This window comes from Sphingomonas crusticola (assembly GCF_003391115.1).
Taxonomy (GTDB): domain Bacteria; phylum Pseudomonadota; class Alphaproteobacteria; order Sphingomonadales; family Sphingomonadaceae; genus Sphingomonas_I; species Sphingomonas_I crusticola.
In genome coordinates this window covers 826,938-849,289 of record NZ_QTJP01000001.1, presented here as the reverse complement: position 1 = coordinate 849,289, position 22,352 = coordinate 826,938, and the positions used below count along the sequence as shown (strand labels likewise).

The 22,352-nt window shown below is 64.1% G+C and carries 26 protein-coding genes; 19 read left to right on the top strand and 7 right to left on the bottom strand.

Going from position 1 to position 22,352, the window contains the following annotated elements:
- Nucleotides 1–46 precede the first annotated feature (46 nt).
- The 3 genes from DX905_RS04090 (at nucleotide 47) to leuB (ending at nucleotide 1,662) form a co-directional block, all read left to right on the top strand.
- Entirely contained in the window at nucleotides 47–280 is a 234-nt protein-coding gene (locus tag DX905_RS04090) for a hypothetical protein (RefSeq protein WP_116090219.1), read from the top strand.
- 4 nt (nucleotides 281–284) lie between these two features.
- Complete coding sequence (locus tag DX905_RS15945; RefSeq protein WP_162875450.1) at nucleotides 285–440, top strand: hypothetical protein; 156 nt, start codon at nucleotides 285–287, stop codon at nucleotides 438–440.
- A 169-nt stretch (nucleotides 441–609) separates the two neighbouring features.
- Nucleotides 610–1,662, top strand: coding sequence for a 3-isopropylmalate dehydrogenase (leuB, locus tag DX905_RS04085; protein ID WP_116090218.1), 1,053 nt, complete (start codon nucleotides 610–612; stop codon nucleotides 1,660–1,662).
- Nucleotide 1,663: 1 nt separating this feature from the next.
- Here leuB and DX905_RS04080 read toward each other — a convergent pair whose 3' ends face one another.
- Complete coding sequence (locus DX905_RS04080; protein ID WP_116090217.1) at nucleotides 1,664–2,212, bottom strand: glutathione peroxidase; 549 nt, start codon at nucleotides 2,210–2,212, stop codon at nucleotides 1,664–1,666.
- A gap of 74 nt (nucleotides 2,213–2,286) precedes the next feature.
- On the opposite strand from DX905_RS04080, the gene metZ reads away from it, so the two are divergent.
- The 5 genes from metZ to DX905_RS04055 all read left to right on the top strand — a co-directional run bounded on the left by metZ (nucleotide 2,287) and on the right by DX905_RS04055 (nucleotide 6,512).
- Nucleotides 2,287–3,492 carry an O-succinylhomoserine sulfhydrylase gene (gene metZ, locus DX905_RS04075; RefSeq protein WP_116090216.1) on the top strand — a complete coding sequence of 402 codons (1,206 nt, stop codon included), beginning with the start codon at nucleotides 2,287–2,289 and terminating at the stop codon, nucleotides 3,490–3,492.
- An 11-nt stretch (nucleotides 3,493–3,503) separates the two neighbouring features.
- Nucleotides 3,504–3,902 carry a Co2+/Mg2+ efflux protein ApaG gene (gene apaG, locus DX905_RS04070; protein WP_116092312.1) on the top strand — a complete coding sequence of 133 codons (399 nt, stop codon included), beginning with the start codon at nucleotides 3,504–3,506 and terminating at the stop codon, nucleotides 3,900–3,902.
- Nucleotides 3,899–4,684, top strand: a complete 786-nt coding sequence (locus tag DX905_RS04065) for a LysR family transcriptional regulator (protein ID WP_116090215.1) — start codon at nucleotides 3,899–3,901, stop codon at nucleotides 4,682–4,684. The genes apaG and DX905_RS04065 overlap by 4 nt, the downstream gene beginning before the upstream one ends.
- Before the next feature lie 88 nt (nucleotides 4,685–4,772).
- Entirely contained in the window at nucleotides 4,773–5,459 is a 687-nt protein-coding gene (locus tag DX905_RS04060; RefSeq protein WP_116090214.1) for a class I SAM-dependent methyltransferase, read from the top strand.
- 108 nt (nucleotides 5,460–5,567) lie between these two features.
- The gene (locus DX905_RS04055) at nucleotides 5,568–6,512 is read left to right on the top strand and encodes an alpha/beta hydrolase (RefSeq protein WP_205412187.1); all 945 of its coding nucleotides are present in this window, start codon (nucleotides 5,568–5,570) and stop codon (nucleotides 6,510–6,512) included.
- Nucleotides 6,513–6,550: 38 nt separating this feature from the next.
- Here the strand turns inward: DX905_RS04055 and parE are convergent, their stop codons facing one another.
- The 3 genes from parE to DX905_RS04040 form a co-directional block, all read right to left on the bottom strand.
- A complete protein-coding gene (gene parE, locus DX905_RS04050) occupies nucleotides 6,551–8,533 on the bottom strand; it encodes a DNA topoisomerase IV subunit B (protein WP_116090212.1) in 1,983 nt (660 codons plus the stop codon).
- Between the two features lie 72 nt (nucleotides 8,534–8,605).
- Nucleotides 8,606–9,007 carry a DUF4174 domain-containing protein gene (locus DX905_RS04045; protein ID WP_162875449.1) on the bottom strand — a complete coding sequence of 134 codons (402 nt, stop codon included), beginning with the start codon at nucleotides 9,005–9,007 and terminating at the stop codon, nucleotides 8,606–8,608.
- A gap of 118 nt (nucleotides 9,008–9,125) precedes the next feature.
- Nucleotides 9,126–9,770, bottom strand: coding sequence for a GcrA family cell cycle regulator (locus DX905_RS04040; RefSeq protein ID WP_116090210.1), 645 nt, complete (start codon nucleotides 9,768–9,770; stop codon nucleotides 9,126–9,128).
- A gap of 118 nt (nucleotides 9,771–9,888) precedes the next feature.
- On the opposite strand from DX905_RS04040, the gene DX905_RS04035 reads away from it, so the two are divergent.
- Nucleotides 9,889–10,656 carry an ABC transporter permease gene (locus tag DX905_RS04035; RefSeq protein ID WP_240320929.1) on the top strand — a complete coding sequence of 256 codons (768 nt, stop codon included), beginning with the start codon at nucleotides 9,889–9,891 and terminating at the stop codon, nucleotides 10,654–10,656.
- Nucleotides 10,657–10,702: 46 nt separating this feature from the next.
- On the opposite strand, the gene DX905_RS04030 is transcribed toward DX905_RS04035, so the two are convergent.
- Nucleotides 10,703–10,861: a YdcH family protein gene (locus DX905_RS04030; protein WP_116090208.1), complete on the bottom strand. Its 159-nt coding sequence runs from the start codon at nucleotides 10,859–10,861 to the stop codon at nucleotides 10,703–10,705.
- Between the two features lie 168 nt (nucleotides 10,862–11,029).
- Here DX905_RS04030 and DX905_RS04025 point away from each other — a divergent pair, with 168 nt between their 5' ends.
- From DX905_RS04025 to cyoD, 5 genes are all read left to right on the top strand, one after another.
- A complete protein-coding gene (locus tag DX905_RS04025) occupies nucleotides 11,030–11,218 on the top strand; it encodes a YdcH family protein (RefSeq protein ID WP_116090207.1) in 189 nt (62 codons plus the stop codon).
- A gap of 107 nt (nucleotides 11,219–11,325) precedes the next feature.
- Nucleotides 11,326–12,222, top strand: coding sequence for a ubiquinol oxidase subunit II (cyoA, locus tag DX905_RS04020; RefSeq protein WP_116092311.1), 897 nt, complete (start codon nucleotides 11,326–11,328; stop codon nucleotides 12,220–12,222).
- On the top strand, nucleotides 12,219–14,234 hold the full coding sequence (cyoB, locus tag DX905_RS04015) for a cytochrome o ubiquinol oxidase subunit I (protein WP_116090206.1): 2,016 nt from the start codon (nucleotides 12,219–12,221) through the stop codon (nucleotides 14,232–14,234). Before cyoA ends, cyoB begins: the two co-directional genes overlap by 4 nt.
- Nucleotides 14,231–14,920, top strand: coding sequence for a cytochrome o ubiquinol oxidase subunit III (cyoC, locus tag DX905_RS04010; RefSeq protein WP_116090205.1), 690 nt, complete (start codon nucleotides 14,231–14,233; stop codon nucleotides 14,918–14,920). Before cyoB ends, cyoC begins: the two co-directional genes overlap by 4 nt.
- Nucleotides 14,917–15,306 carry a cytochrome o ubiquinol oxidase subunit IV gene (gene cyoD / locus DX905_RS04005; protein ID WP_116090204.1) on the top strand — a complete coding sequence of 130 codons (390 nt, stop codon included), beginning with the start codon at nucleotides 14,917–14,919 and terminating at the stop codon, nucleotides 15,304–15,306. Before cyoC ends, cyoD begins: the two co-directional genes overlap by 4 nt.
- Before the next feature lie 131 nt (nucleotides 15,307–15,437).
- Here the strand turns inward: cyoD and DX905_RS04000 are convergent, their stop codons facing one another.
- On the bottom strand, nucleotides 15,438–15,908 hold the full coding sequence (locus tag DX905_RS04000) for an Hsp20 family protein (RefSeq protein ID WP_116092310.1): 471 nt from the start codon (nucleotides 15,906–15,908) through the stop codon (nucleotides 15,438–15,440).
- 208 nt (nucleotides 15,909–16,116) lie between these two features.
- Here DX905_RS04000 and DX905_RS03995 point away from each other — a divergent pair, with 208 nt between their 5' ends.
- The 5 genes from DX905_RS03995 to DX905_RS03975 all read left to right on the top strand — a co-directional run bounded on the left by DX905_RS03995 (nucleotide 16,117) and on the right by DX905_RS03975 (nucleotide 20,931).
- Nucleotides 16,117–16,536 carry a DUF1465 family protein gene (locus DX905_RS03995; protein WP_116090203.1) on the top strand — a complete coding sequence of 140 codons (420 nt, stop codon included), beginning with the start codon at nucleotides 16,117–16,119 and terminating at the stop codon, nucleotides 16,534–16,536.
- A 23-nt stretch (nucleotides 16,537–16,559) separates the two neighbouring features.
- Nucleotides 16,560–17,216: an EF-hand domain-containing protein gene (locus DX905_RS03990; RefSeq protein ID WP_116090202.1), complete on the top strand. Its 657-nt coding sequence runs from the start codon at nucleotides 16,560–16,562 to the stop codon at nucleotides 17,214–17,216.
- A gap of 99 nt (nucleotides 17,217–17,315) precedes the next feature.
- The gene (locus tag DX905_RS03985) at nucleotides 17,316–18,587 is read left to right on the top strand and encodes a 3-methyl-2-oxobutanoate dehydrogenase (2-methylpropanoyl-transferring) subunit alpha (RefSeq protein WP_420822148.1); all 1,272 of its coding nucleotides are present in this window, start codon (nucleotides 17,316–17,318) and stop codon (nucleotides 18,585–18,587) included.
- A 62-nt stretch (nucleotides 18,588–18,649) separates the two neighbouring features.
- A complete protein-coding gene (locus DX905_RS03980; RefSeq protein WP_116092309.1) occupies nucleotides 18,650–19,654 on the top strand; it encodes an alpha-ketoacid dehydrogenase subunit beta in 1,005 nt (334 codons plus the stop codon).
- Nucleotides 19,654–20,931: a dihydrolipoamide acetyltransferase family protein gene (locus DX905_RS03975; protein ID WP_116090200.1), complete on the top strand. Its 1,278-nt coding sequence runs from the start codon at nucleotides 19,654–19,656 to the stop codon at nucleotides 20,929–20,931. The genes DX905_RS03980 and DX905_RS03975 overlap by 1 nt, the downstream gene beginning before the upstream one ends.
- A 154-nt stretch (nucleotides 20,932–21,085) precedes the next feature.
- Here the strand turns inward: DX905_RS03975 and coaA are convergent, their stop codons facing one another.
- Complete coding sequence (gene coaA / locus DX905_RS03970; protein WP_240320928.1) at nucleotides 21,086–22,324, bottom strand: type I pantothenate kinase; 1,239 nt, start codon at nucleotides 22,322–22,324, stop codon at nucleotides 21,086–21,088.
- Between the last annotated feature and the right edge of the window lie 28 nt (nucleotides 22,325–22,352).

The window sequence follows — 22,352 nt, the reverse complement described above, 5'->3', positions numbered from 1 at the left end:
TTGGTGTTTGAACGAGTCGGCAATTAGCCGCAGGGAAAGGCGCGGAATGGCCAAGAAGTATCGCGTGATCCTGCAGCGGAAGAACATGATCGAGGCGGTCATGTCGGGCCGGGGCTATCGCGACTGGTATGTGGCGCAGGCGAGCAGCCTGTTCGGTTGGCGCACGCTCAAGATTTGCCCCACCGCGGAGGAAGCGGAGCAGGCCTGTTCGGATCATGCGGGCGGGACCTTGCTCGCCGATGGCGGCCGGATCGTATCAGAGTTCGTCAGGCCGGAATGAGCTGATGGTCGGCGGCGTCCTGGCGATCGGCGACTTCATGCTGATGCTGGTGATGTCCGCCTTGTGGGTGGGGGCGGCGATCCTTTGCGCGGGACTGCTCGGTGTCGGCACGCTCGGCGGGCTTGCGATTGCCGCGCGACGGTGGTGGCGGGCGCGCTAACTGCCACCGTCATCCCAGCGAAGGCTGGGATCCATAACTATCAGGACGCGCGATGCCTCGCGGCGAGAGCCATGGGCCCCAGCCTGCGCTGGGGCGACGAGATGAGCCTCTCCTCAGGATGAGCCGGGCGGGGTAAGAGCGCCCGAATCCACGAGAGGGACCGACCAATATGCTGATCGCGCTGCTGCCCGGGGACGGGATCGGTCCCGAGGTCGTTGCCGAGGCGCGCCGCGTGCTCACGGCGGTGTGCGGCGACAGATTGACGTTCGAGGAGGCTCCCGTCGGCGGCGCGGGCTACAAGGCGCTGGGCCATCCGCTGCCGCCGGCCACGCTCGATCTCGCTAAGCGCGCCCGCGCGGTGCTGTTCGGTGCGGTGGGCGATCCGTCCTGTGACGGCCTGGAGCGGCGCCTGCGGCCCGAACAGGCGATCCTGGGCCTGCGCAAGGAGCTTGGCCTCTGGGTCAATCTGCGCCCGGCCAAGATGTTTCCCGAGCTGGCAGATGCCTCCACGCTGCGGCCGGAAATCGCCAAAGGTATCGACATGGTGATCGTGCGCGAGCTGACCGGCGACGTTTATTTCGGGACACCGCGGGGCCGGCGCACGACCGAAGGTGGCCGGCGCGAGGGCTATGATACGATGCGCTACGACGAGGACGAGGTGCGCCGTATCGCCGTCACGGGCTTCGAGATGGCCAAGCGCCGGCGGGGTCAGCTTTGTTCGGTCGACAAGGCCAACGTGCTCGAAACCTCGCAGCTTTGGCGCGACGTCGTGATCGAAGTTTCCGCCGATTATCCTGACGTGCAGCTCGAGCATATGTATGTCGACAATGCCGCGATGCAGCTGGTGCGCGCGCCCGCCCATTTCGATGTGATCATCACCGGCAACCTGTTTGGCGACATTTTGTCCGATCAGGCGAGCATGTGCGTGGGCTCGATCGGGCTGCTGCCGTCGGCCGCCTTGCGCGACTGGCGCGGTGAGCTCGGCCTGTACGAACCAATCCACGGCTCCGCCCCCGATATTGCCGGGCAAGGCAAGGCCAATCCGCTCGGTACGATTCTGTCGGCGGCGATGATGCTGCGCCACTCGCTCGACATGGAGAAAGAGGCGCAGCGGATCGAAACCGCTGTGGCGGGGGCCCTGGCGAGCGGCGCGCGCACCGCCGACCTCGGTGGAACGACCAGCACCACTGCCATGGGCGACGCCGTTCTGACGGCGCTCTAGCTCACTCGCTTGCGAACAGCTCGCGTTCGATCGCGCCGACAACGGCATCGTCTTCGGGAAGAGTGTCGGGCGCGAAGCGAGCAACGACGCTGCCGTCGCGCCCAATCAGGAACTTCTCGAAATTCCACAGTACTTCCGGCGCGGCATTCACCGTCCTGCCGCGGCCTTGCAGGCGGTCGCGCATCGATTCCGCATCAGGCGCGACGGGAACGGCGGCAATGAGTTCCCGGTACAGCGGATGCTTGTCGGGCCCGGTCACCGTGATCTTGGAGAACATCGGGAAGGCGACGCCGAAATTGGTCGTGCAGAAGCTGGCAATTTCTTCGTCCGTGCCCGGCTCCTGCCCCGCGAAATCGTTGGCCGGAAAGCCCAGGACGACGAAGCCTTCCTCCTTATATTTCTGGTAGAGCCGCTCCAGCCCTTCATATTGCGGCGTGAGCCCGCATTGCGAGGCGACATTGACGATCAACACGACCTGCCCGGCATAATCGGCCAGACTGCCCGTTTCGCCCTTGATGGTCTGCAGCGGAATGTCACGAATTTCGGTCATGGCGGGCCTCCGGAGGGTGATGCGCTTTCGGCCGAGCTTGCACGCCCGTCAACCGGCAGGCAAAGGCATGCGGCATGAAACGCAGGACTGGCCAGGATCGTTCGATCACGAACCATTGGCGACCCGCCACCCAGGCGGTGCGCGGCGGCACTGCGCGCTCTGAGTGGGGCGAGACGAGCGAGGCCCTGTTCCTCACCTCCGGCTATTCCTACGACAAAGCGGCCGATGCCGCCGCCCGCTTTGCCGGCGAGCAGCAGGGCATGACCTATTCGCGCCTGCAGAACCCGACGGTGGAGATGCTGGAAGGCCGCATCGCGCTGATGGAAGGCGCCGAGGCCTGCCGCGCGATGGCGACCGGCATGGCGGCGATGACCGCGGCCTTGCTGTGCCAGCTCGAGCAAGGCGACCATATCGTCGCCGGCCGCGCCGCCTTCGGCTCGTGCCGCTGGCTAACGGATACGTTGCTGCCCAAATTCGGCATCTCGTCGACCATCGTCGATGGGCGCGATACCGATGCGTGGCAGGACGCGATCCGGCCGAACACCAAATTGTTCTTCTTCGAGACGCCCGCCAACCCGACGCTAGACATCGTCGACCTGGAGGCGGTGTGCGGCATCGCTCGCAAGGCGGGGATCACCTCGGTGGTCGACAACGCCTTCGCCACGCCGATGCTCCAGCGACCGCTGGACTATGGCGCGGATGTGGTCGCCTATTCCGCGACGAAGATGATGGACGGCCAGGGACGTGTCCTCGCCGGTGCGGTGTGCGGGCGCGAGGAGTTTATCGAGAAGACCTTGTTAGCTTTCATCCGCAATACCGGGCCGACCCTGTCGCCGTTCAATGCCTGGGTGGTGCTCAAAGGGCTGGAGACGCTCGACCTGCGCATCCGCCGCCAGAGCGAGAATGCACTCAAGGTCGCAACCTTCCTCGATCGGCGGGTCGCCACCCTCTATCCGGGTCTCGGCAGCCATCCGCAGCACAATCTCGCCATGCGCCAGATGGAAGCGGCCGGCACGATCATCGCCATCGACGTCGAAGGCGGCCGGCCTCAGGCTCATGGCTTGCTCGACGCACTCGAACTGATCGATATCTCCAACAACATCGGGGATTCGCGCTCGTTGATGACGCATCCCGCCTCCACCACCCATTCGGGCCTGAGCGAAGAAGTCCGTATGGGCATGGGTGTCCGCGAGGGGCTGCTGCGGCTCAACGTCGGGCTGGAAGATCCACAAGACCTGATCGACGATCTCGATCGCGCATTGCAGGCGGTGGCTTTGTGAGCGTCGACACGCTGGCGGTGCTGTTCCCGTACAGCGCACGGACGGCGGGTATCGTCGTGCGGGTTTCGGTCAGCTTCCTGTCCGATCAGTCGGAACCCGCCAGCGATCGCTGGTTCTGGGCCTATCACATCCGCCTGGAAAATCAGGGCCAACAGGAAGTCCAATTGCTGACCCGCCGATGGGTCATCATTGACGGGCGCGGTGCGCGTCACTTGGTCGAAGGTGAAGGCGTGGTCGGCGAGCAGCCGGTGATCGCGCCCGGCCAATCCTATGATTATGTCTCGGGCTGCCCGCTCGATACCCCGACGGGCTCGATGGAAGGCAGCTATCAGATGATCGGCGCCGATGGCGCGCTCTTCAACGTCGCTATTCCACGGTTCTCGCTTATCGGGCCCGAGGACAGCCGATGAAGCGGACGCATCTGCCCCTGAATGGCCTGCGCGTGCTCGACGCAGCCGCGCGCTATCTTTCCTTCACGCGTGCCGCCGATGAACTGGCGGTGACGCCGGCGGCGGTCGGGCAGCAGATACGCACGCTGGAGGATGTGCTCGGCGTCGTGCTGTTCCGCCGCACCGCCAAGGGGCTGGAACTCACGCCTGAGGGCGAGGCCGGGCTCAATGCGTTGCGGCGCGGCTTCCTTGAGTTCGAGGAAGCGGTACGCGCGATGCAATCCCAGCAATCTTCCAAGCGCCTGACCATTGCCGCCCCGCGCGATTTCACGGCCAAATGGCTGGCGGCGCGGCTCGCCGACTATGGCCGCACCGACGCCGAGCTTGGCTTCGCCATGGTTTCCTCGGACGAGAGCCTGGACTTCACACAGGCCAATCTCGACCTCGCAATCTGCCTCGCCGCCGATAAGGGCGAACATGAGGGGATCGAGCTTGGCGGGCGTGACTATGTCACGGTCGGCCGCGCCGATTCGCCCGAACGCGATATCGGTTGGCCGGGATGCCCGATCGAGGGCGGGGAGGCCGTCATCACCGTCGCCGACGCTGGCCTTGCCATCGACGCCGCTGCCGCCGGCTTGGGTCGCGCTACCGTGCCCGCTTTGCTGGCCGAGGCAGACATCGCCGCCGGCCGGGTGCAGGCGCTCGCCCGGCAGGAAGGCGCGAACGGCTATTGGCTGATCGCCCCAGTGCCGCAATGGCGGCAAAAGAAGGTCAAGGCGCTGGTTGCCGCACTGACCGCCTGATTCCGACTGGTCAGATCAGAGGCGTGCGCCCGGAACGCGACATGGCGCGTTCCAGCCTGTGATGTGACCGTTTCATCGGAATTCCACAGTGACCGTGCACGTCCCCGATCTTATCGCCCGTGCGCTCGATCCCGAATGGGAACCTGGCCTCGATCAATATCGTGCCCATCTCGCGGCGATCAACCGGATCATGATGGATAGCGGGGTGCCGATGGAGGGCAGCCTGTTTACGCCCAATCGGCGCCCGGCGTTGCCCGATCTGCCGGCGCCTGCCTTTCGCGGCAAACGGCGCAATTTCGCCCTGTTCTGCACGAGCGGCTCATCGCTGCTCGAAATCGGCTTCAACGGTGGCCATAGCTGCATGCTGGCGCTGACGATCAATCCGGAATTGACTTATACCGGAGTCGACATCGGCGTGCACGCTTACACCCGGCCCTGTTACGACTATCTGCGCGATGTGTTCGGCGCGCGGCTCACGCTCCACGTCGGCGATTCCCGCGACGTGCTGCCTGCGCTCCTCGGGGAGGCTCAACGATATGACCTGTTCCATATCGACGGCGGCCATGGCATCGACGCGGCGATTGCGGACCTCGACAACGTCATAGCCTTCGATTGTGGCGGTGCCGGCTTGCTTGTCGATGACACGCCCGTGCCGGAGATCGACGCCGTATGCGAACTCGAGGTATTACGCGGGCGGATCACGCCGATAATCCAGAGCAGCATCTGGTCCGAGACCCCACTCCACCGCATGTTTCGCATCACCGGCAAGCGCTGACGCCCGGAGTGCGGTTACGGCAGGTCGACGGTCCGTTGCGCCTCTTTTGAACTTGCGACACTATGGCGAACATTCCTCGCAGATAGGGGAGTGGCGAGGGGGGCAGTCTTGCGCAAGCTTTTTGGGATTGCGGCGGGGTTATTGCTGAGTTCAGCCAGTTGGGCGGAGGCCGCAGACCGCGACGTCTCGATCGATGGCGGCAAAGCGCCGCTACACGGCTCTCTCATGACTCCTGCGGCCGCCCGCCCCGGGCCCGCCGTTCTTCTGATTTCCGGCTCGGGGCCGACCGACCGCAACGGAAACTCCGCCATTTCCGCGGTTCGCCCTGCAAATATGCGGTTGCTCGCCGAGGGGCTAGCCGCGCACGGCCTTGTCTCGCTGCGCTACGATAAGCGCGGAGTAGCGGACAGCGCGGCTGCAGTTGGTGCCGAGGCCGATCTGCGCTTCGCCACTTATGTCGACGACGCCGAGGCGTGGGTGCATTTCTTAGAGAAGCAGCCGGGCGTCAGCTGTGTTGTGCTGGCCGGCCACTCGGAAGGCGCACTGATTGCAACGATGGCCGCCGAGCGGACCAAGATATGCGGGTTGGTTCTTCTGTCCGGCGCCGGGCGGCCGGCGAGGGCCGTGATTGCCGAGCAGCTTGGGAAGGTGCCGGAGCCGACTCGCACGGCAGCACTTGCCGCGCTCGATCAGCTCGCTGCGGGCAAGCTGGTCGCGGATCCTCCGATACCGGCGCTGTTCCGACCGAGCGTGCAGCCATACATGATCTCCTGGCTGGCCATCGATCCGGCCGCGGAGCTGCACAAGGCTGCGGTTCCAGTCACCATCATTCAGGGGCTTAACGATCTCCAGGTGTCCGCGGACGATGCGCGAGCGCTGGCAAGCGCGCGTCCGACCGCGTCCCTGCTCATGCTGGATGGTGTGAACCACGTGCTAAAACCGGCTCCGGCGGATCCCGCGGCCAATTTCGCTACCTATGCCGATCCCAATTTGCCGCTCGACCCACGCATCGTCCCGGCGATCGTAGATCTGGTAAAACGCGCGCGACGTTGACGAACGAGGCGGCATCGCGACCGCTTCGCTCCCACATTTTAGGCGTCGATCGCGTCTTCCTCCACCGCCGCCGCATTGGCCTGGATGAAGGCGAAGCGGTGCTCGGGATTCTTGCCCATCAGTCGTTCGACCAGGTCGCGCGTGCCGGCGCGCTCCTCATATTCCTGGGGCAGCATGATGCGGATCAGAGTGCGCGTCTTCCGGTCCATGGTCGTCTCGCGCAATTGCTGCGGATTCATTTCGCCCAAGCCCTTGAACCGGGCGACTTCGACCTTCTTGCCCTTGAATTCGTTGGCTTCGATCTTGGCGCGCGCTTCATCGTCCATCGCGTACAGGCTCTTGCCGCCCGCGGTCAGTCGATAGAGCGGCGGCTGGGCGAGGAAGACGCGGCCATCGCGCACGATCGGCCCCATTTCCTGGAAGAAGAAGGTCATCAGCAAAGTCGCGATATGCGCGCCGTCGACGTCGGCGTCGGTCATGATGACGATCCGCTCATAGCGCAGCAAAGCCGGATCGCATTTGTCGCGGATGCCGCAGCCGAGCGCGAGCGTGAGATCGGCAATTTCCTGATTGCCCCTGATCTTGTCGGCGGTCGCGCTGGCAACGTTCAAGATCTTGCCGCGGATCGGGAGGATCGCCTGGGTCTTGCGGTCGCGCGCCTGCTTGGCCGAGCCGCCGGCGCTGTCGCCTTCGACAATGAACAATTCGGTCCCCTCGGGGTCGTCATTGGCGCAATCGGTGAGCTTGCCGGGAAGACGCAGTTTGCGCGCGCTGGTAGCGGTCTTGCGCTTCACGTCGCGCTCGGCGCGTCGCTTCAGCCGCTCGTCCATGCGATCGAGCACGAAGCCGAGCAAAGCGCGGCCGCGTTCCATATTGTCAGAGAGGAAATGATCGAGATGGTCGCGGACCGCATTCTCGACCAGGCGCGCAGCCTCGGGTGAAGTCAGCCGATCCTTGGTCTGCGATTGGAATTGCGGATCGCGGATGAATACCGACAGCATCAGTTCGACATCGGTGACGACGTCTTCGGGTGCGAGATCCTTGGCCTTCTTGTTGCCGACCAATTCCGCGAACCCGCGCAAACCCTTGATCAACGCCGCGCGCAGCCCTTGTTCGTGGGTGCCGCCGTCGGGGGTCGGAATGGTGTTGCAATAATAGCTGTAGGAACCGTCCGAATAGATCGGCCAGGCAACCGCCCATTCGACCGAGCCCTGGCCATTGGGAAAGTCCTGCCGGCCGATGAAAGGCTCGGCGGTCGCGCACTCACGGCTGCCCAATTGCTCGCGCAAATGATCGGCGAGGCCGCCGGGAAACTGGAAGCTGGCTTCCGCCGGCGTGTCGTCGCCGATCAGATCGGCATCACAACGCCAGCGAATTTCGACCCCTGCGTACAGATAGGCCTTGGAACGGGCGAGGCGGTAGAGGCGGGCCGGCTTGAAGCGCATCGCTTCGCCGAAAATCTCGGTGTCGGGAGTGAAGGCGACACTGGTGCCCCGGCGATTGGGCGTCGGCCCAATCGTCTCGAGTTTCGAGGTCGGCAGGCCGCGCGCGAACGTCTGGCGGTAAAGTGTCCGATCGCGTGCTACCTCGATCACCGTATCAGTCGACAGCGCATTGACGACGCTGATGCCGACACCATGGAGACCACCGGAGGTGGCATAGGCCTTGTCGCTGAACTTGCCGCCGGAATGGAGCATCGTCAGGATCACTTCGAGCGCCGACTTGCCGGGGTATTTCGGATGCTCGTCGACCGGCATGCCGCGGCCATTGTCGGTGATGGTCAGCCGATTGCCCGCCGCCAGCGTCACATCGATGCGGGTCGCATGGCCGGCGACCGCCTCATCCATCGCATTGTCGAGCACTTCGGCGGCGAGGTGGTGGAGCGCACGTTCGTCGATCCCGCCAATGTACATGCCAGGGCGGCGCCGGACGGGCTCAAGCCCTTCCAGCACCTCGATCGCCGAGGCATCGTAATTTTGGGATGCGGATTGTCCGGAGGAAGCGAAGAGGTCATCGGCCATAAGTGGACCGACCCTAAAGGGTCCGTAGGCGCCTGTCAGCTACCGCCTGTGAAAAGGCCCGCTCGGGCCGAGCTATCGTCGCGCGTCGATCGCGCGAATTATCGCTCCGCCGGCAAGCGGTGCGGGCGCGGCGAGCACGGTGTGGCCGTTCTTGTCGATCAGCACCACCCGAAAGGTGCCCAACGGCACCCGGAAGCGGCGGCGCAGCGAATCTGCGGTGTCGTGCGAACCGATGACCCGCGTCTTATCGACCTGGACAAACAACAGGTCGCGGGCGGCCGCCTGGACCGCGAGCTGGGCCATGATGGCGTGCTGGCGGGTCATGCGCGGATCGGCCAGCGACGGCGCGAACACCAGGAGGGCCCGGTTGTGCGTTTCCATCCCGGACACGGATCGAAGGTCGTCCGCGGTCGCCTGGGCCGTGGCCGGTGTGAGCAACATCAGGCCAAGCAAGGCAATGCGGATCATCTTCATGCGCGCCGAACGCGTGGCCACCCGCTATGATCCGCATAGGTGAAGGCAGATGTCGATCCACCCGGCGGCAAGGTCAGCGTAGCGCACGCTTCCCCTCGCCTGAGGGACGGCGGAAGCCTTACCTTACCCGTGGACCGCCATAAGGCAGGGGCGGCGGCGGGCGACGGTCGCGGCGCGGCAATTGCGCCTGATACGCGACCGAGCAATGCGACAGGCAATAAGGGAAACCCGGGTTCACCGGATTGCCGCAGAAGTGGAAATCGGGCTCGCCGGGATGACCGAGTGGCCATTTGCAAATACGGTCGTTGAGATCGAGCAGGCTCGTCTTGTCGGCCATTTCCGCTGAAGGCTTGGCCGGAACCAGTCGGCGCGGCGGGGCGGGCGGGATCGGCGATTGCTGTTCGTGCGGGTTCTGGCGCTGGAAGCCGCCTGGACCGATCGAGCGCACGATCGGCGCATCGGGCTTGGGCACGGCCGGCGCCGCGGCAGCTGGCGCGGGTTCGGCCGGAATCGCGGCGGGCGTGGGATCCGGCAGCGCTACGGGCGCAGGTGCTACGGCCACCGCGGGCTTTTCCGCCGGCGCTGCGGCGTCGGTCTCGCCCGCCTTGACTGGCGACGGACGCGATTGCAGACCCAGCCGGTGCGCTTTGCCGATCACGGCGTTGCGGCTGACGCCTCCTAATATCTCGGCGATCTGGCTGGCGGTATTGCCCGACTGCCACATCTGCCGCAGCTGCTCGATCCGTTCGTCGGTCCACGACATTTGAATGCTTCCCATGGCTTCGAGGCTTGCCGCTGCAGCACCCGGTGGCTACCGGACGCTCGTGAACGACGCCTCGATCGAAACTAAACGTCCCGCCCCCGGCGAACCGGTGATCACCATGATCAACTGGGGAGGACTGCGCGCCCTCTATATCAAGGAGGTGCGGCGTTTCTTCAAGGTGCAACTACAAACTGTGTGGGGGCCGGCCTTTTCGGCACTCTTGTTGCTGGTCGTATTCTCGATCGCATTCGGGCGCAGCGGCAAATTGGTGATGGGGGTCCCGTTCGCCACCTTCGCCGCGCCCGGCCTGATCGCCATGTCGATGATGCAGAATGCCTTCGCCAATTCCAGCTTCTCGCTGCTGGTCGGCAAGATGCAGGGCACGATCGTCGATTATCTGATGCCGCCTTTGTCATCGGGCGAATTGTTATGGGCATTAGTCGGCGCGGCAGTGACGCGCGCCGTGCTGATCTGCTTCGCGCTGATGATCATCGTCAACATCTGGCCCGGCCATATCCTGCCGGTAGTGCCATGGGCTGCGGTCTATTTCGGACTGATGGGGGCCGGCATGCTGTCGTTTCTCGGCGTGCTGACCTCGATCTGGGCCGAGAAGTTCGATCATAACGCGACCGTGACCAACTTCATCGTCCAGCCGCTGTCGCTGCTGTCGGGTACCTTCTATTCGATCGACGGCCTGCACGGCGCCTTCCGCGCGTTCAGCCACGTCAACCCGTTCTTCTACGTGATTTCGGGCTTCCGCTACGGCTTCCTTGGCACGAGCGACAGTCCGATCGCGCTCGGCGCGATTGTCCTGCTGTCGGTGAATTTGGGGCTCGGCCTGCTCTGCTACGGACTGATCCGCAGCGGCTGGAAGCTCAAGAATTAGAGTTGGTGGCTACCCCGGCGGCGTGCCGCTGCCGGGGCGCAAAAGCTCAGCCCAGTTTGGCGAGCGCTTCCTTGATTTTGAGTTTCTGCTTCTTGAGCATCGCAACCAGGATCGTGTCGGGCGCGGCACGGTGCGATTCGCTCGCGATCTGAGCGTCGAGGCGGGCATGCTTGGCCATTAACGTGGCAGAGTGGGAATTCGTCATATGCGACTCGCTCCTTCTTCACTGGTCGGACTGACAAGTAGAACACGCGAAGCGGGATCTGTCTCGCATGGAATTTCACCATCCCCCGCAAATTCGAACCGGTTCGGCGGGCCTTGAGCCTGCGGCGCCGAACGCCTAACGGGATCGCCGTTCGCGGGGTGGTGATTGATGGAAGAAACTGAGATCATCCGGCTGATCGGCGTGCTGCGCGAGGAGCATCGCAACCTTGACGAGGCGATCCTGCTGGCGCCTGCCGGCGATCAGATGCAGGTGGCCCGCCTCAAGAAGCGCAAGCTCAAGCTCAAGGACGAGATCGCCGCGCTCGAGGATCAACTGATCCCCGATATCATCGCGTAGCCGGCCCGCACTTCATCATGATCATCGTGATCTCTGCCCTTCGGAGCAAAATAGGTTAGGGATTGCCGTCCGACGCATGGCTATTGGCCTCCAAAAGGGCGTTTATGATGCGAATGAAGATCGGAAGGGCATTACCGATCCTGCTGCTGGCGCTGACCGGTTGCGACGAAGGGGTGCTCGCTCCGGTCGGGCCGATCGGCGCGGGCGAGCGCACGATCCTGTTCAACAGCCTCGCAATCATGATGGCGATCGTCATCCCCACGATCCTTGCCGCGCTCGGTTTCGCCTGGTGGTTCCGCGCCGGTAACAGCAAGGCGCGCTATCTGCCGGAATGGGCTTATTCCGGCCGGGTCGAACTGGTCGTCTGGTCTATTCCTCTGCTGGTGATCCTGTTCCTCGGCGGTGTCATTTGGGCCGGCAGCCACGATCTCGATCCCTATCGGCCGATCCAGTCGAAAGCGAAGCCCCTCGAGGTGCAGGTCGTCTCGCTCGATTGGAAATGGCTGTTCATCTATCCAGAACAGGGCGTCGCCACCGTGAACGAACTGGTCGTGCCGGCGGGCATCCCGGTCCATTTCTCGCTGACGTCCGCTAGCGTGATGAACGCGTTCTTCGTGCCGCGCGCGGGCAGCATGATCTACACGATGAACGGCATGGTCACGCAGCTACACCTGCAGGTGGACAAAGTCGGCAGCTATTGGGGCCAGTCCGCGCAATATAGTGGAGACGGCTTCTCCGACATGCATTTCCAGATGCGCGCGGTGCCGGCGGCTGAGTTTGCAGGCTGGGCCGCACGCACAAGGGGGCAGGGGCTTACCCTCGACGCAGGCGTCTACCAGGGGCTCGCCCGGCAGGGCACCTTCGCCAAACCGTTCGCTTACGGCGTTGTTCAGCATGGCCTGTTCGACTTGATAGCCAAGCAGCAAATCGCTCCGTCGGCCGGTCCGCGTACCGGTCCCCCTGGCCCAGCCGGTCCCGAAGTTTCTCCAAGGACTCCCCGATGAACATCCTGGGCAAGCTCGACTGGTCAGCGATCCCGCTCGACCAACCCATTCCGCTGATCGCCAGCGCCGTCGTCGGCGGCAGCATCGTCGCGGTCCTGGCCCTGATTTGGGCGAAGGGGTGGTTCCCCTATCTGTGGCACGAATGGCTGACCAGCGTCGATCACAAGCGGATCGGCGTGATGTACATATTGCTCGGCTGCGTGATGCTGCTGCGCGGGTTTTCCGACGCGATCATGATGCGCTCTCAGCAGGCGTTGGCGCTGCACGGCGCCGCCGGCTACCTCCCGCCCGAACATTATAATCAGGTGTTCTCCGCGCACGGCACGATCATGATCTTCTTCGGTGCGATGCCGTTCATGATCGGGCTCATGAACTTCGTCGTGCCACTGCAGCTCGGCGTGCGTGACGTCGCTTTTCCGACGCTCAATTCCACCGGTTTCTGGCTGACTGCGTCGGGCGCGCTGCTGGTCAACATCAGCCTGGTGATCGGCGAGTTCGCGCGCACCGGCTGGCTGCCCTATCCGCCCTTGTCGGAGCTGGCTTATTCGCCGGGCGTGGGCGTCGATTATTACCTGTGGGCGCTACAGATATCGGGGGTCGGCACGCTGACCACGGGCATCAACCTGGTTACAACGATATTGAAGATGCGTGCGCCCGGCATGTCCTATTTCCGCATGCCGATGTTCTGCTGGACGAGCCTCGCCGCCAACCTGCTGATCGTGGCTGCCTTCCCGATCCTGACCGCCACGCTCGCGATGCTGACGCTCGACCGCTATATGGGCTTCCATTTCTTCACGAACGAGGCGGGCGGCAACCCCATGATGTTCGTGAACCTGATCTGGGCATGGGGCCATCCGGAGGTCTACATCCTGATCCTGCCGGCTTTCGGCATCTTCTCGGAGATTTTCTCGACCTTCTCCGGCAAGCCGCTGTTCGGCTACCGCTCGATGGTCGCGGCGACCTTGTTCATCTGCATCGTGTCGTTCCTGGTGTGGCTACACCATTTCTTCACGATGGGGGCCGGCGCCGACGTCAATGCCTTCTTTGGCATCTCCACTTCCATCATCGCAGTCGGCACCGGTGTGAAAGTCTATAATTGGCTGTTCACCATGTATGGCGGGCGCGTGCGCTTCGAGGTGCCGATGCTGTGGGCGCTGGGCTTCGTCGTGACGTTCGTGATCGGTGGCATGACCGGCGTGTTGCTGGCGGTGCCGCCGGCCGATTTCGTACTCCACAATTCGATGTTCCTGGTGGCGCACTTCCACAACGTCATCATCGGCGGCGTACTGTTCGGCGCCTTCGCCGGTTACGAATATTGGTTCCCCAAGGCGTTCGGCTTCCGCCTCCACGACGGCTGGGGCAAGACCGCCTTCTGGCTGACCATCACAGGCTTTTTCGCGACGTTCATGCCGATGTACGTCCTCGGCCTGGAGGGGATGACGCGGCGCCTGCAGCATATCGACAATCCCCTGTGGGATAAGTGGGTGCTGATGGCGGGGGCGGGAACGGTGGTGATCTTCCTCGGCGTCGTATCACAGGTGATCCAGCTGGTTGTCTCGATCCGCCAACGCGAGGCGCTGCGCGACGTTACCGGCGATCCGTGGAACGGCCGCAGCCTGGAATGGCTGACGACCTCGCCGCCGCCGAGCTTCAACTTTCCCGTCCTCTACGACGTTCACGGCGAAGAGGCTTACTGGGGCATCAAGCAGGCCGCGGTCGCCCAGGAAAAGCTGCATGACGAACCGGATTATCAACCGATCGAAATGCCGCGCAACAGCCCGACCGGAATCATCACTGCCTTCTTCACCAGCTTCATGGGCTTCGCGCTGATCTGGCACATCTGGTGGATGGTCGCGCTCGGCTTCGCCGGTGCCTACGCCACGTTCGTCGTCTTCGCCTGGCGCGACGAGGATGAATATGAAGTCCCGGTTGAGGAAGTCGCGCGGGTTGATCGCGCACGGCGCGCGGCACGGAGTGGCGACTGGCTCGCCCAAGTCCAGGGTGCCGCATGAGCAAGGGGCTGACACCATCGGCGGTCGCGGCCGCTTATCTCGAACGCGGTCCTTATGCGCGGGGCCACGATCAACATGGCCGCGGCAATCCCGATGCGCGCGGCCATGGCGCGGGCGGGCCGGCGCCTAAGCGAGTGATCGTCGGCTACGGCTTCTGGATTTTCCTGCTGTCCGACATCGTCATGTTCTCGGCCTTCTTCGCGGCCTATGCCGTGCTTGCCGGCGCGACTGCGGGTGGGCCGACCGGGCGCGAGCTTTTCGATCTCAACCGCGTGGGGGTCGAGACCGCCTGCCTCCTTGCCAGCAGCTTTACCTGCGGCCTGGGCTATGTCGCGGCGTCGCAAAAGAAGCAGTTGCAGACCCAGTTTTGGATGGCGGTGACCGGGCTGCTCGGTCTGGTGTTCGTGATCCTCGAGGCGCTCGAATTTTACGAGATGATCCTCAAGGGAGCAGGGCCGGGGCGAAGCGCCTTCCTCTCGGCCTTCTTCGCGCTCGTCGGCTGCCATGGGCTGCATGTCACGATCGGCGGCTTGTGGCTGGCGACCATGATGGCGCAGATCTGGGTTAAGGGCTTCCGGCCGGAGATCATGCGGCGCCTGCTGTGTTTCAACCTGTTCTGGCACGCGCTCGATATCATCTGGGTGGCATTGTTCACGATCGTCTATCTGCTGGGAGCCGGCGCATGAGCGGCCACGACGAGGATGACCATGACGAAACCGCGCCGGGCGAGGAGCATCGCGGCGGTTCCGGGTTCGCGGCGATCCAGGTCTATCTGCTCGGTCTGTTGCTGGCGACGGGGCTGACCGTCGCCAGCTTCTGGATCGCGGGATCGGACCTCGTCTGGGGACCCGCAATCCCGGCCGCCTTGCTCGCGTTGGCCGTGGCGCAGATCGGCGTGCACCTCGTCTTCTTCCTGCACATCACCAGCGGCCCGGAAAATGCCAATAACAGTCTCGCGCTCGCTTTTGGCGTGCTGATCGTGCTGCTGGTCGTCGTTGGATCGATCTGGATCATGGGGCATCTCAACCACAACATGATGCCGATGGATCAGATGATACGGATGCAGCGCTAGGGCGTCGGTTTCAATCGCGTTGGCTGATCCCCAACAAAAACCCCCTCCCGCCAGGGTCGCGGAAGGGGGTTCTGAATGCCCGCGTGGGCCACAAAGGGCGCGCCGCGCTGGGCTCACGCCAGGCTGGAGGCTTAGGCCGCCTGGCGATCGTTGACCGCTTCGATCGTCTGCGGCGCGGCGCCGCTGTCGATCTCAATGTTGCGGGGCTTCTTGTGCTCCGGTACCTCGCGAACGAGCTGGATGTCGAGCAGGCCGTCATTATAGGCGGCGCCGGTCACCTTGATCGTATCGGCGAGCTGGAAGCGGCGCTCGAAGGCGCGCTTGGCAATACCACGGTGCAGGAACTCACGCTGCTCACCTTCGGCGGCGTCGAGCGCACGGCCGGTGATGATCAGGACATTGTCCTGCGCGGTGATTTCCAGTTCGTCGCGGGTAAAGCCGGCGGTCGCCATCGAAATGCGGTAGGTGTCTTCGCCGACCTTTTCGATGTTGTAAGGCGGGTAGGCCTCGGCTTCGCCACGCGTGGCGAAATCGACAAGGCGATTCAAATTCTCGAAACCGATCGAGGAGCGCAGCAAGGGCGCGAAATCAAAAGTACGCATGAATATCAATCCTTTCAAAGCGATCGAACATATCAGCGACCCGCGGAACTCCGCCGGGCCGTTTGCCTCCGCCCCTGACGGCGACGGAAGCTGAAACAGAGATAGGAAAAGCGAAAAAACCTTCAAGCGGTGCTGCAATCGGATCGCTGATCTTTGCGCATTTCAGCGGCGCCGTTCCTGTGGCAAGGATGCGAGCGAAAGGATCTTCATGGCTGCCGCCACTGGCCTTCCCCTCTCGGAGCGCATCGCCGAGACATTATATGCGGACGCGATGCTGCTCGCTGAGGAAACGCATGCTTATTTCGCTGGAGCCGGGCGCACCGACCGCGCGGCGCTCGTTCCCAAAGCGCGGGTCCAGTTCGCTCAGGAAGCCGTTAAAGCCACGATCCGCTTGATGCAGATACTTACTTGGCTGGCCGCGCGGCATACGGCGGAGTCGCAGCTCGGCGAAAGCACGCCAAGCGAGAGCGACGTGTTAGGCATAATGCCAACGGCGGCGCGGCAATTGATCATGACCGGTATCGACCTGCACGGGCGGGCTGGCCGCCTTGCCGCTGGGGTGGAAGCGCCGATCGCTGCCGCCAGCCCGGCACGCGCTTTGTTCCAGCGACGGGAGCGCACATTCTGATCTGGCGCCATCAAGGATCGGCGTTGCTGGCGCTGGCGTTGGCGGGCGCCGCAACGGCATCGAGCCCGAAGCTGCCGAGCGACGCCCCTGCCTGCGCCGCGCCCGAGACCGCGCCGATCTTCCTGTCGCCGATGGGCGAGCCCTTCCGCGCCGCGCCCGGACAGCCTTATCCTTCGGCAGTGTGGTTTGCCGCTGCCGACAGGAATCAAGACGGCATGCTCTCGCGCGACGAAATGGTGGCGGACGCGATGCGCTTTTTCCGTCAGCTCGATACCAACCATGACGGCCGCCTCACGCCCGACGAGGTGGGTGCCTATGAGAGCGTGGTGGCGCCGGAAACGTCGCTGTTCGCGGCACGGCCGGACGGCTTTTACGAGACACGCCGCCGCCGCCATGAGGCGGACGCGGTCGGCCGGTCGTCCGAATATGGCGGGGCGATGGGCGCGGGGCGTTATGCCTGGCTCAATATACCGGAGCCGGTCGCAGCAGCCGATCAGGATATCGACCGGGTCGTCACTGGCGACGAATTTGCGGCCGCCGCAGACCGCGCCTTCACAATATTCGATCACGGCGGGCGCGGCGGGATCAAGCTGTCCGAATTCCCTCGCACGCGGTTGCAGATCGCGATCGAGGGCCCTTGTCGCCCCGCTAAAGTTCAACGTGGCGCCAGCCGGAATTGATCACGGCCGCACCAAATGTTGCGCGAGCTTGCAACAAAATTATAAGCTCGCTAGCGGCAACGTGGGCCCGTCAGAGGCGTTTGGAGAAGAATGACCGACATGGCTGAAGGCGTCCGCCGCAACCTGCCGCCGCTCACGCTGCACGTGCCCGAACCGAAATTTCGGCCCGGCGATGCGGTGGATTATGCGGATTTCGATCGCGGCGCGGCCGGCGCCGTCAGCCGTCCCGCCATCGACGCGTCGCCGGATGTGATGCGCGATCATGCCTATAGTCTGGTGCGGGTGCTCGACGACGACGGCAAGGCAGTCGGGCCGTGGGATCCGCGTCTTGAACCGGAGCGATTGGTGGCGATGCTGCGCCACATGGCATTGACCCGCGCCTATGATGACCGCCTCTATCGCGCACAGCGTCAGGGCAAGACCAGCTTCTACATGAAGTGCACCGGCGAGGAGGCGACCTCGATCGCCGCGGCCTATGCGCTCGATCGCGACGACATGTGTTTTCCCTCCTACCGCCAGCAGGGTATCCTGCTCGCGCGCGGGTGGAGCCTGGTCGACATGATGTGCCAGGTCTATTCCAACCGTGGCGACAGGCTGAAAGGCCGCCAGATGCCGATCATGTATTCGGCGCGGGAAGCGGGCTTTTTCTCGATCTCGGGCAATCTCGCCACCCAATATCCGCAGGCGGTGGGCTTCGCCATGGCGAGCGCCGCCAAGGGCGATACCCGCATTGCCGCCGCCTGGTGCGGCGAGGGTTCGACCGCCGAGGGCGATTTCCATTCGGCCTGTACCTTCGCCAGCGTCTACCGCGCGCCGGTGATCTTGAATGTGATCAACAATCAGTGGGCGATCAGCTCCTTTTCGGGCTTCGCAGGGGCGGAGAATACGACCTTTGCGGCGCGCGCGATCGGTTATGGCATGGCCGGGTTGCGGGTCGACGGCAATGACGCGCTCGCGGTCTATGCCGCGACCGAATGGGCCGCCGAGCGTGCTCGCGCCAATGCCGGCCCGACGTTGATCGAATTCTTCACCTATCGCGCCGAGGGCCATTCAACTTCGGACGATCCGACCAAATACCGTTCCGCCGAAGAGAATGTTAAATGGCCGCTGGGCGATCCGATCGCCCGGCTCAAGGAGCATGTCATCGCGATCGGCGCGTGGGACGAGGAACGCCACGCGGCGATGGACAAGGCGGTGATCGACGAAGTCCGCACCGCGCAGAAGGAAGCCGAAGCCATGGGCATCCTCGCCGATGGCCTGCTCCAGCATCCGTTCGCGACCATGTTCGAAGATGTGTTCGAGGAGATGCCCTGGCACCTCAAGGAACAGTCCCAGCAGATGCACGACGAGCGCAAGAAGGCCGGCATATGACGGATATCGCCGCCCCTACCCAGGCCGAAGCGGAATTTGGCACGCCGGGATCGGCCAAGCCGATGAACATGATCCAGGCGATCAACAGCGCGCTCGACGTCATGATGGCGCGCGATCCCGACATCGTCGTGATGGGCGAGGACGTCGGCTTCTTCGGCGGCGTGTTCAAGGCGACCGAGCATCTCCAGGCGCGCTATGGCAAAACCCGCGTGTTCGACACGCCGATCACCGAATTGGGGATCATTGGCGTCTCGGTCGGCATGTGCGCTTATGGCTTGCGCCCGGTCCCCGAAATCCAGTTCGCCGATTACATCTATCCGGCGCTCGACCAGCTGGTCAGCGAGGCGGCGCGCCTGCGCTATCGCTCGGCGGGCGAGTTCACCGCGCCGATGACGATCCGCTCGCCGTTCGGCGGCGGAATTTTCGGTGGCCAGACGCACAGCCAGTCGCCCGAGGCGATGTTCACCCACGTTGCCGGGCTGAAGACCGTGATCCCGTCCAATCCCTATGACGCCAAGGGGCTGCTGATCGCGGCGATCGAAGATAATGACCCGGTCGTTTTCTTCGAACCCAAGCGTATCTATAATGGCCCGTTCGACGGCCATTATGATCGGCCGGTAACGCCCTGGGCGAAGCATCCGGCGGCGGTCGTGCCGGAGGATTATTACCGCATCCCGCTGGGCAAGGCCGCGGTGGTGCGCGAAGGCGAAGCTGTGACCATCCTGTGCTACGGCACGATGGTCCACGTCGCGGTCGGGGTCGTGGCCGAGATGGGTGTCGACGCGGAGATCATCGACCTGCGCACATTGGTGCCGCTCGATATCGCGGCGATCGAGGCGTCGGTGCGCAAGACCGGCCGGGTGGTGGTGGTGCATGAAGCGACCAAGACCAGCGGCTTCGGAGCGGAGCTCGCGGCCTTGATCCAGGAGCGCTGCTTTTACACGCTTGAGGCACCGATCGAACGCGTGACCGGATGGGACACGCCGTATCCGCATAGCCTGGAATGGGCTTATTTCCCGGGGCCGGTGCGGCTGACGCAGGCGCTCGAAAAGATCTTGGAGGCCTGATGGCGCGCTTTTCATTCAAGCTGCCCGATATCGGCGAAGGCATTGCCGAAGCGGAGATCGTGGCGTGGCACGTCAAGATCGGCGACATGGTCGAGGAAGACGATGCGCTGTGCGACATGATGACGGACAAAGCGACGGTCGAGATGACCGCGCCAGTCGCGGGCAAGATCGTAGAAGTGGCGGGTGAGATCGGCGACCAGATCGCGATCGGATCGGTGCTGGCGGTGTTCGAGACCGAGGACGGAGCTGAGGCGGCCGCCGAGCCGATGGTCGAGGTCGCGCCGAATGAAGCGGCGCAGGTGGTGAAGGTCGATCCGGTGCCGGAGCCGGTGGCGCCGGTCGGGCAGGAGCCGCTTCCCCGCGAAAGCCGGGACCCAGCTCCACCCGTTGAGATGGACCCCGGCGTTCGCCGGGGAACGGATACAAGCAGGCGCGTGCTCGCGTCGCCGGCAGTGCGCGAGCGGGCCAAGACGCTCGGCATCGATCTGGCGCAGGTAAAGGCGGAGGGCGATCGGGTCCGCCATTCGGATCTCGACAGCTTCCTGACCTATAATCAGGGCTATCGGGCGAACGCGGGGACGCGGGCGGACGAGCAGATCAAGGTGGTCGGCCTGCGCCGGCGCATCGCCGAGAATATGGCGGCGTCGAAGCGCGCGATTCCCCACTTTACCTATGTCGAGGAATTCGACGTCACCAAGCTCGAGGCCCTGCGCGCCGATCTCAACGATACGCGCGGGCAGAAGGATCGGCTAACGATCCTTCCGTTCCTGATCGTCGCGGTGTGCAAGGCGTTGCCGAACTTCCCGATGATCAATGCCCGTTATGATGACGAGGCGAATATCGTCACGCGCTCGGGCGCGGTCCATCTGGGCATCGCGACCCAGACCGACGCCGGGCTGATGGTGCCGGTGATCCGCAACGCGCAAGGCATGAACGTGTGGCAGCTGTCAGCGGAAGTGAAGCGACTGGCGGAAGCGGCACGCAGCGGCAAGGCCAAGAGCGAGGAATTGTCCGGCTCGACGCTGACGCTGAGCTCGCTCGGCCCATTGGGCGGCATCGCCGCCACGCCCGTGATCAATCGCCCGGAAGTAGCGATCCTCGGTCCCAACAAGGTGGTCGAGCGGCCCGTGGTGCGCGACGGCCAGATCGTAGTCGCCAAGATCATGAACCTGTCGATGTCGTGCGATCACCGCGTGGTCGACGGCCATGATTGCGCGAGCTTCGTGCAGGCGGTGCGGAAGCTCGTCGAGACGCCGGCTTTGCTGTTCGTCGACTAAGGGCGCTTCCCGGGAGCAGTTCGCCGCGAGCGGGCATCTCAGTTGCCGTCATCCCGGCGAAGGCCGGGATCCATTCTGCGGCTTGGCGCAGCCTCCCGATGGACCCCGGCCTTCGCCGGGGTGACGGTTTAGGTTGGCGACGAAGGACCGGAGCTTAAAGCTTCCGCAGCCAGAGATTGTCGATGCGGTGGTCGGAATCCTTGCGGACGATGACGTCGGCGCGCTGGCGGCTGGGGAGGATATTCTCGACCAGGTTGAGTTCGTTGACGTCGCGCCAGATGCGCCGGGCGATGCCGCGCGCTTCCTCTTCGGGCAATATCGCCAGCTTGTGAAAGAAGGCGGTCGGGTCTTGGAAGGCGGTTGAGCGCAGCAGCATGAAGCGCTCCTCGAACCAGCGGGAGATGTCGCCCGGCGCGGCATCGATATAGAGTGATAGATCGAAGAAGTCGGAGGCTGTGAAGGGTGCGCGCGTGCCATCGGGGCCGATCCCGATCTGCAGCACGTTCAGTCCTTCGAAGATCAAGATGTCCGGATTCTCCACCACCTGCACCTCGGGACGGACGTCGTAGACGTGGTGCGAATATAGCGGCGCGGTGCCGCGCCCCGTCAGCCGAATGTCCGCCAGGAACTGGATCATGCGGCGTACGTCGTAGCTCTCCGGGAAGCCCTTGCGCTCCATCAGCCCGCGCGCGGCAAGCGTGGCGTTCGGATAGAGGAAGCCGTCGGTGGTCACGAGGTCGACGCGCGGATGGTCCGGCCAGCGCGACAGTAAAGCCCGCAACAGGCGCGCACTCGTGCTTTTGCCAACCGCGACCGAGCCGGCAATGGCCACGACATAAGGACGCCGCGCCGCAGGGCGGCCAAGGAAGTCATCGGTCACGCGCGACAGGCCGTGGGCGGCGTTGACGTGCAGGTTGATGAGCCGCGTGAGCGGCAGATAGACATCCTGCACCTCGTCGAGTGAGATCGGATCATTGGTGCCCCGCAGGCGTACCAGATCGGCCTCGTCCAGCGTCAGCGGCACTGCCGAGCGCAGCCGCGCCCAGTCGGCGCGCGTGAAATGGGTGTGACTGGACTCGCTCGCGGGGAGCGAATCCACCAGGCGTCGCGTCGCGGTGGCCGCGTCGGCGGCGAGCATGGCGCGATCGTCGCGGATGCGCGTGTCGACGAAATCGAGCGGTACGAGCCGTGCTCCGTCGACCAGATTTCCCGGCACCTGCGCCGCCGCCATGATCTCGGGATGATAGGCGCCGTCAATATAACCGCGCACCAGCCAACGATGCACCGTCGACGGCGGCTTGCCGATGGCCGCGGAGAAACGCGATAGTCCGCCGAACTTGGCCGCGACCATCGAAGCAGGTGCGCCACGATCGATCGCTCGTTTGGGATTCATCTTCGCCACGCGGCCGCAATTCCACTCT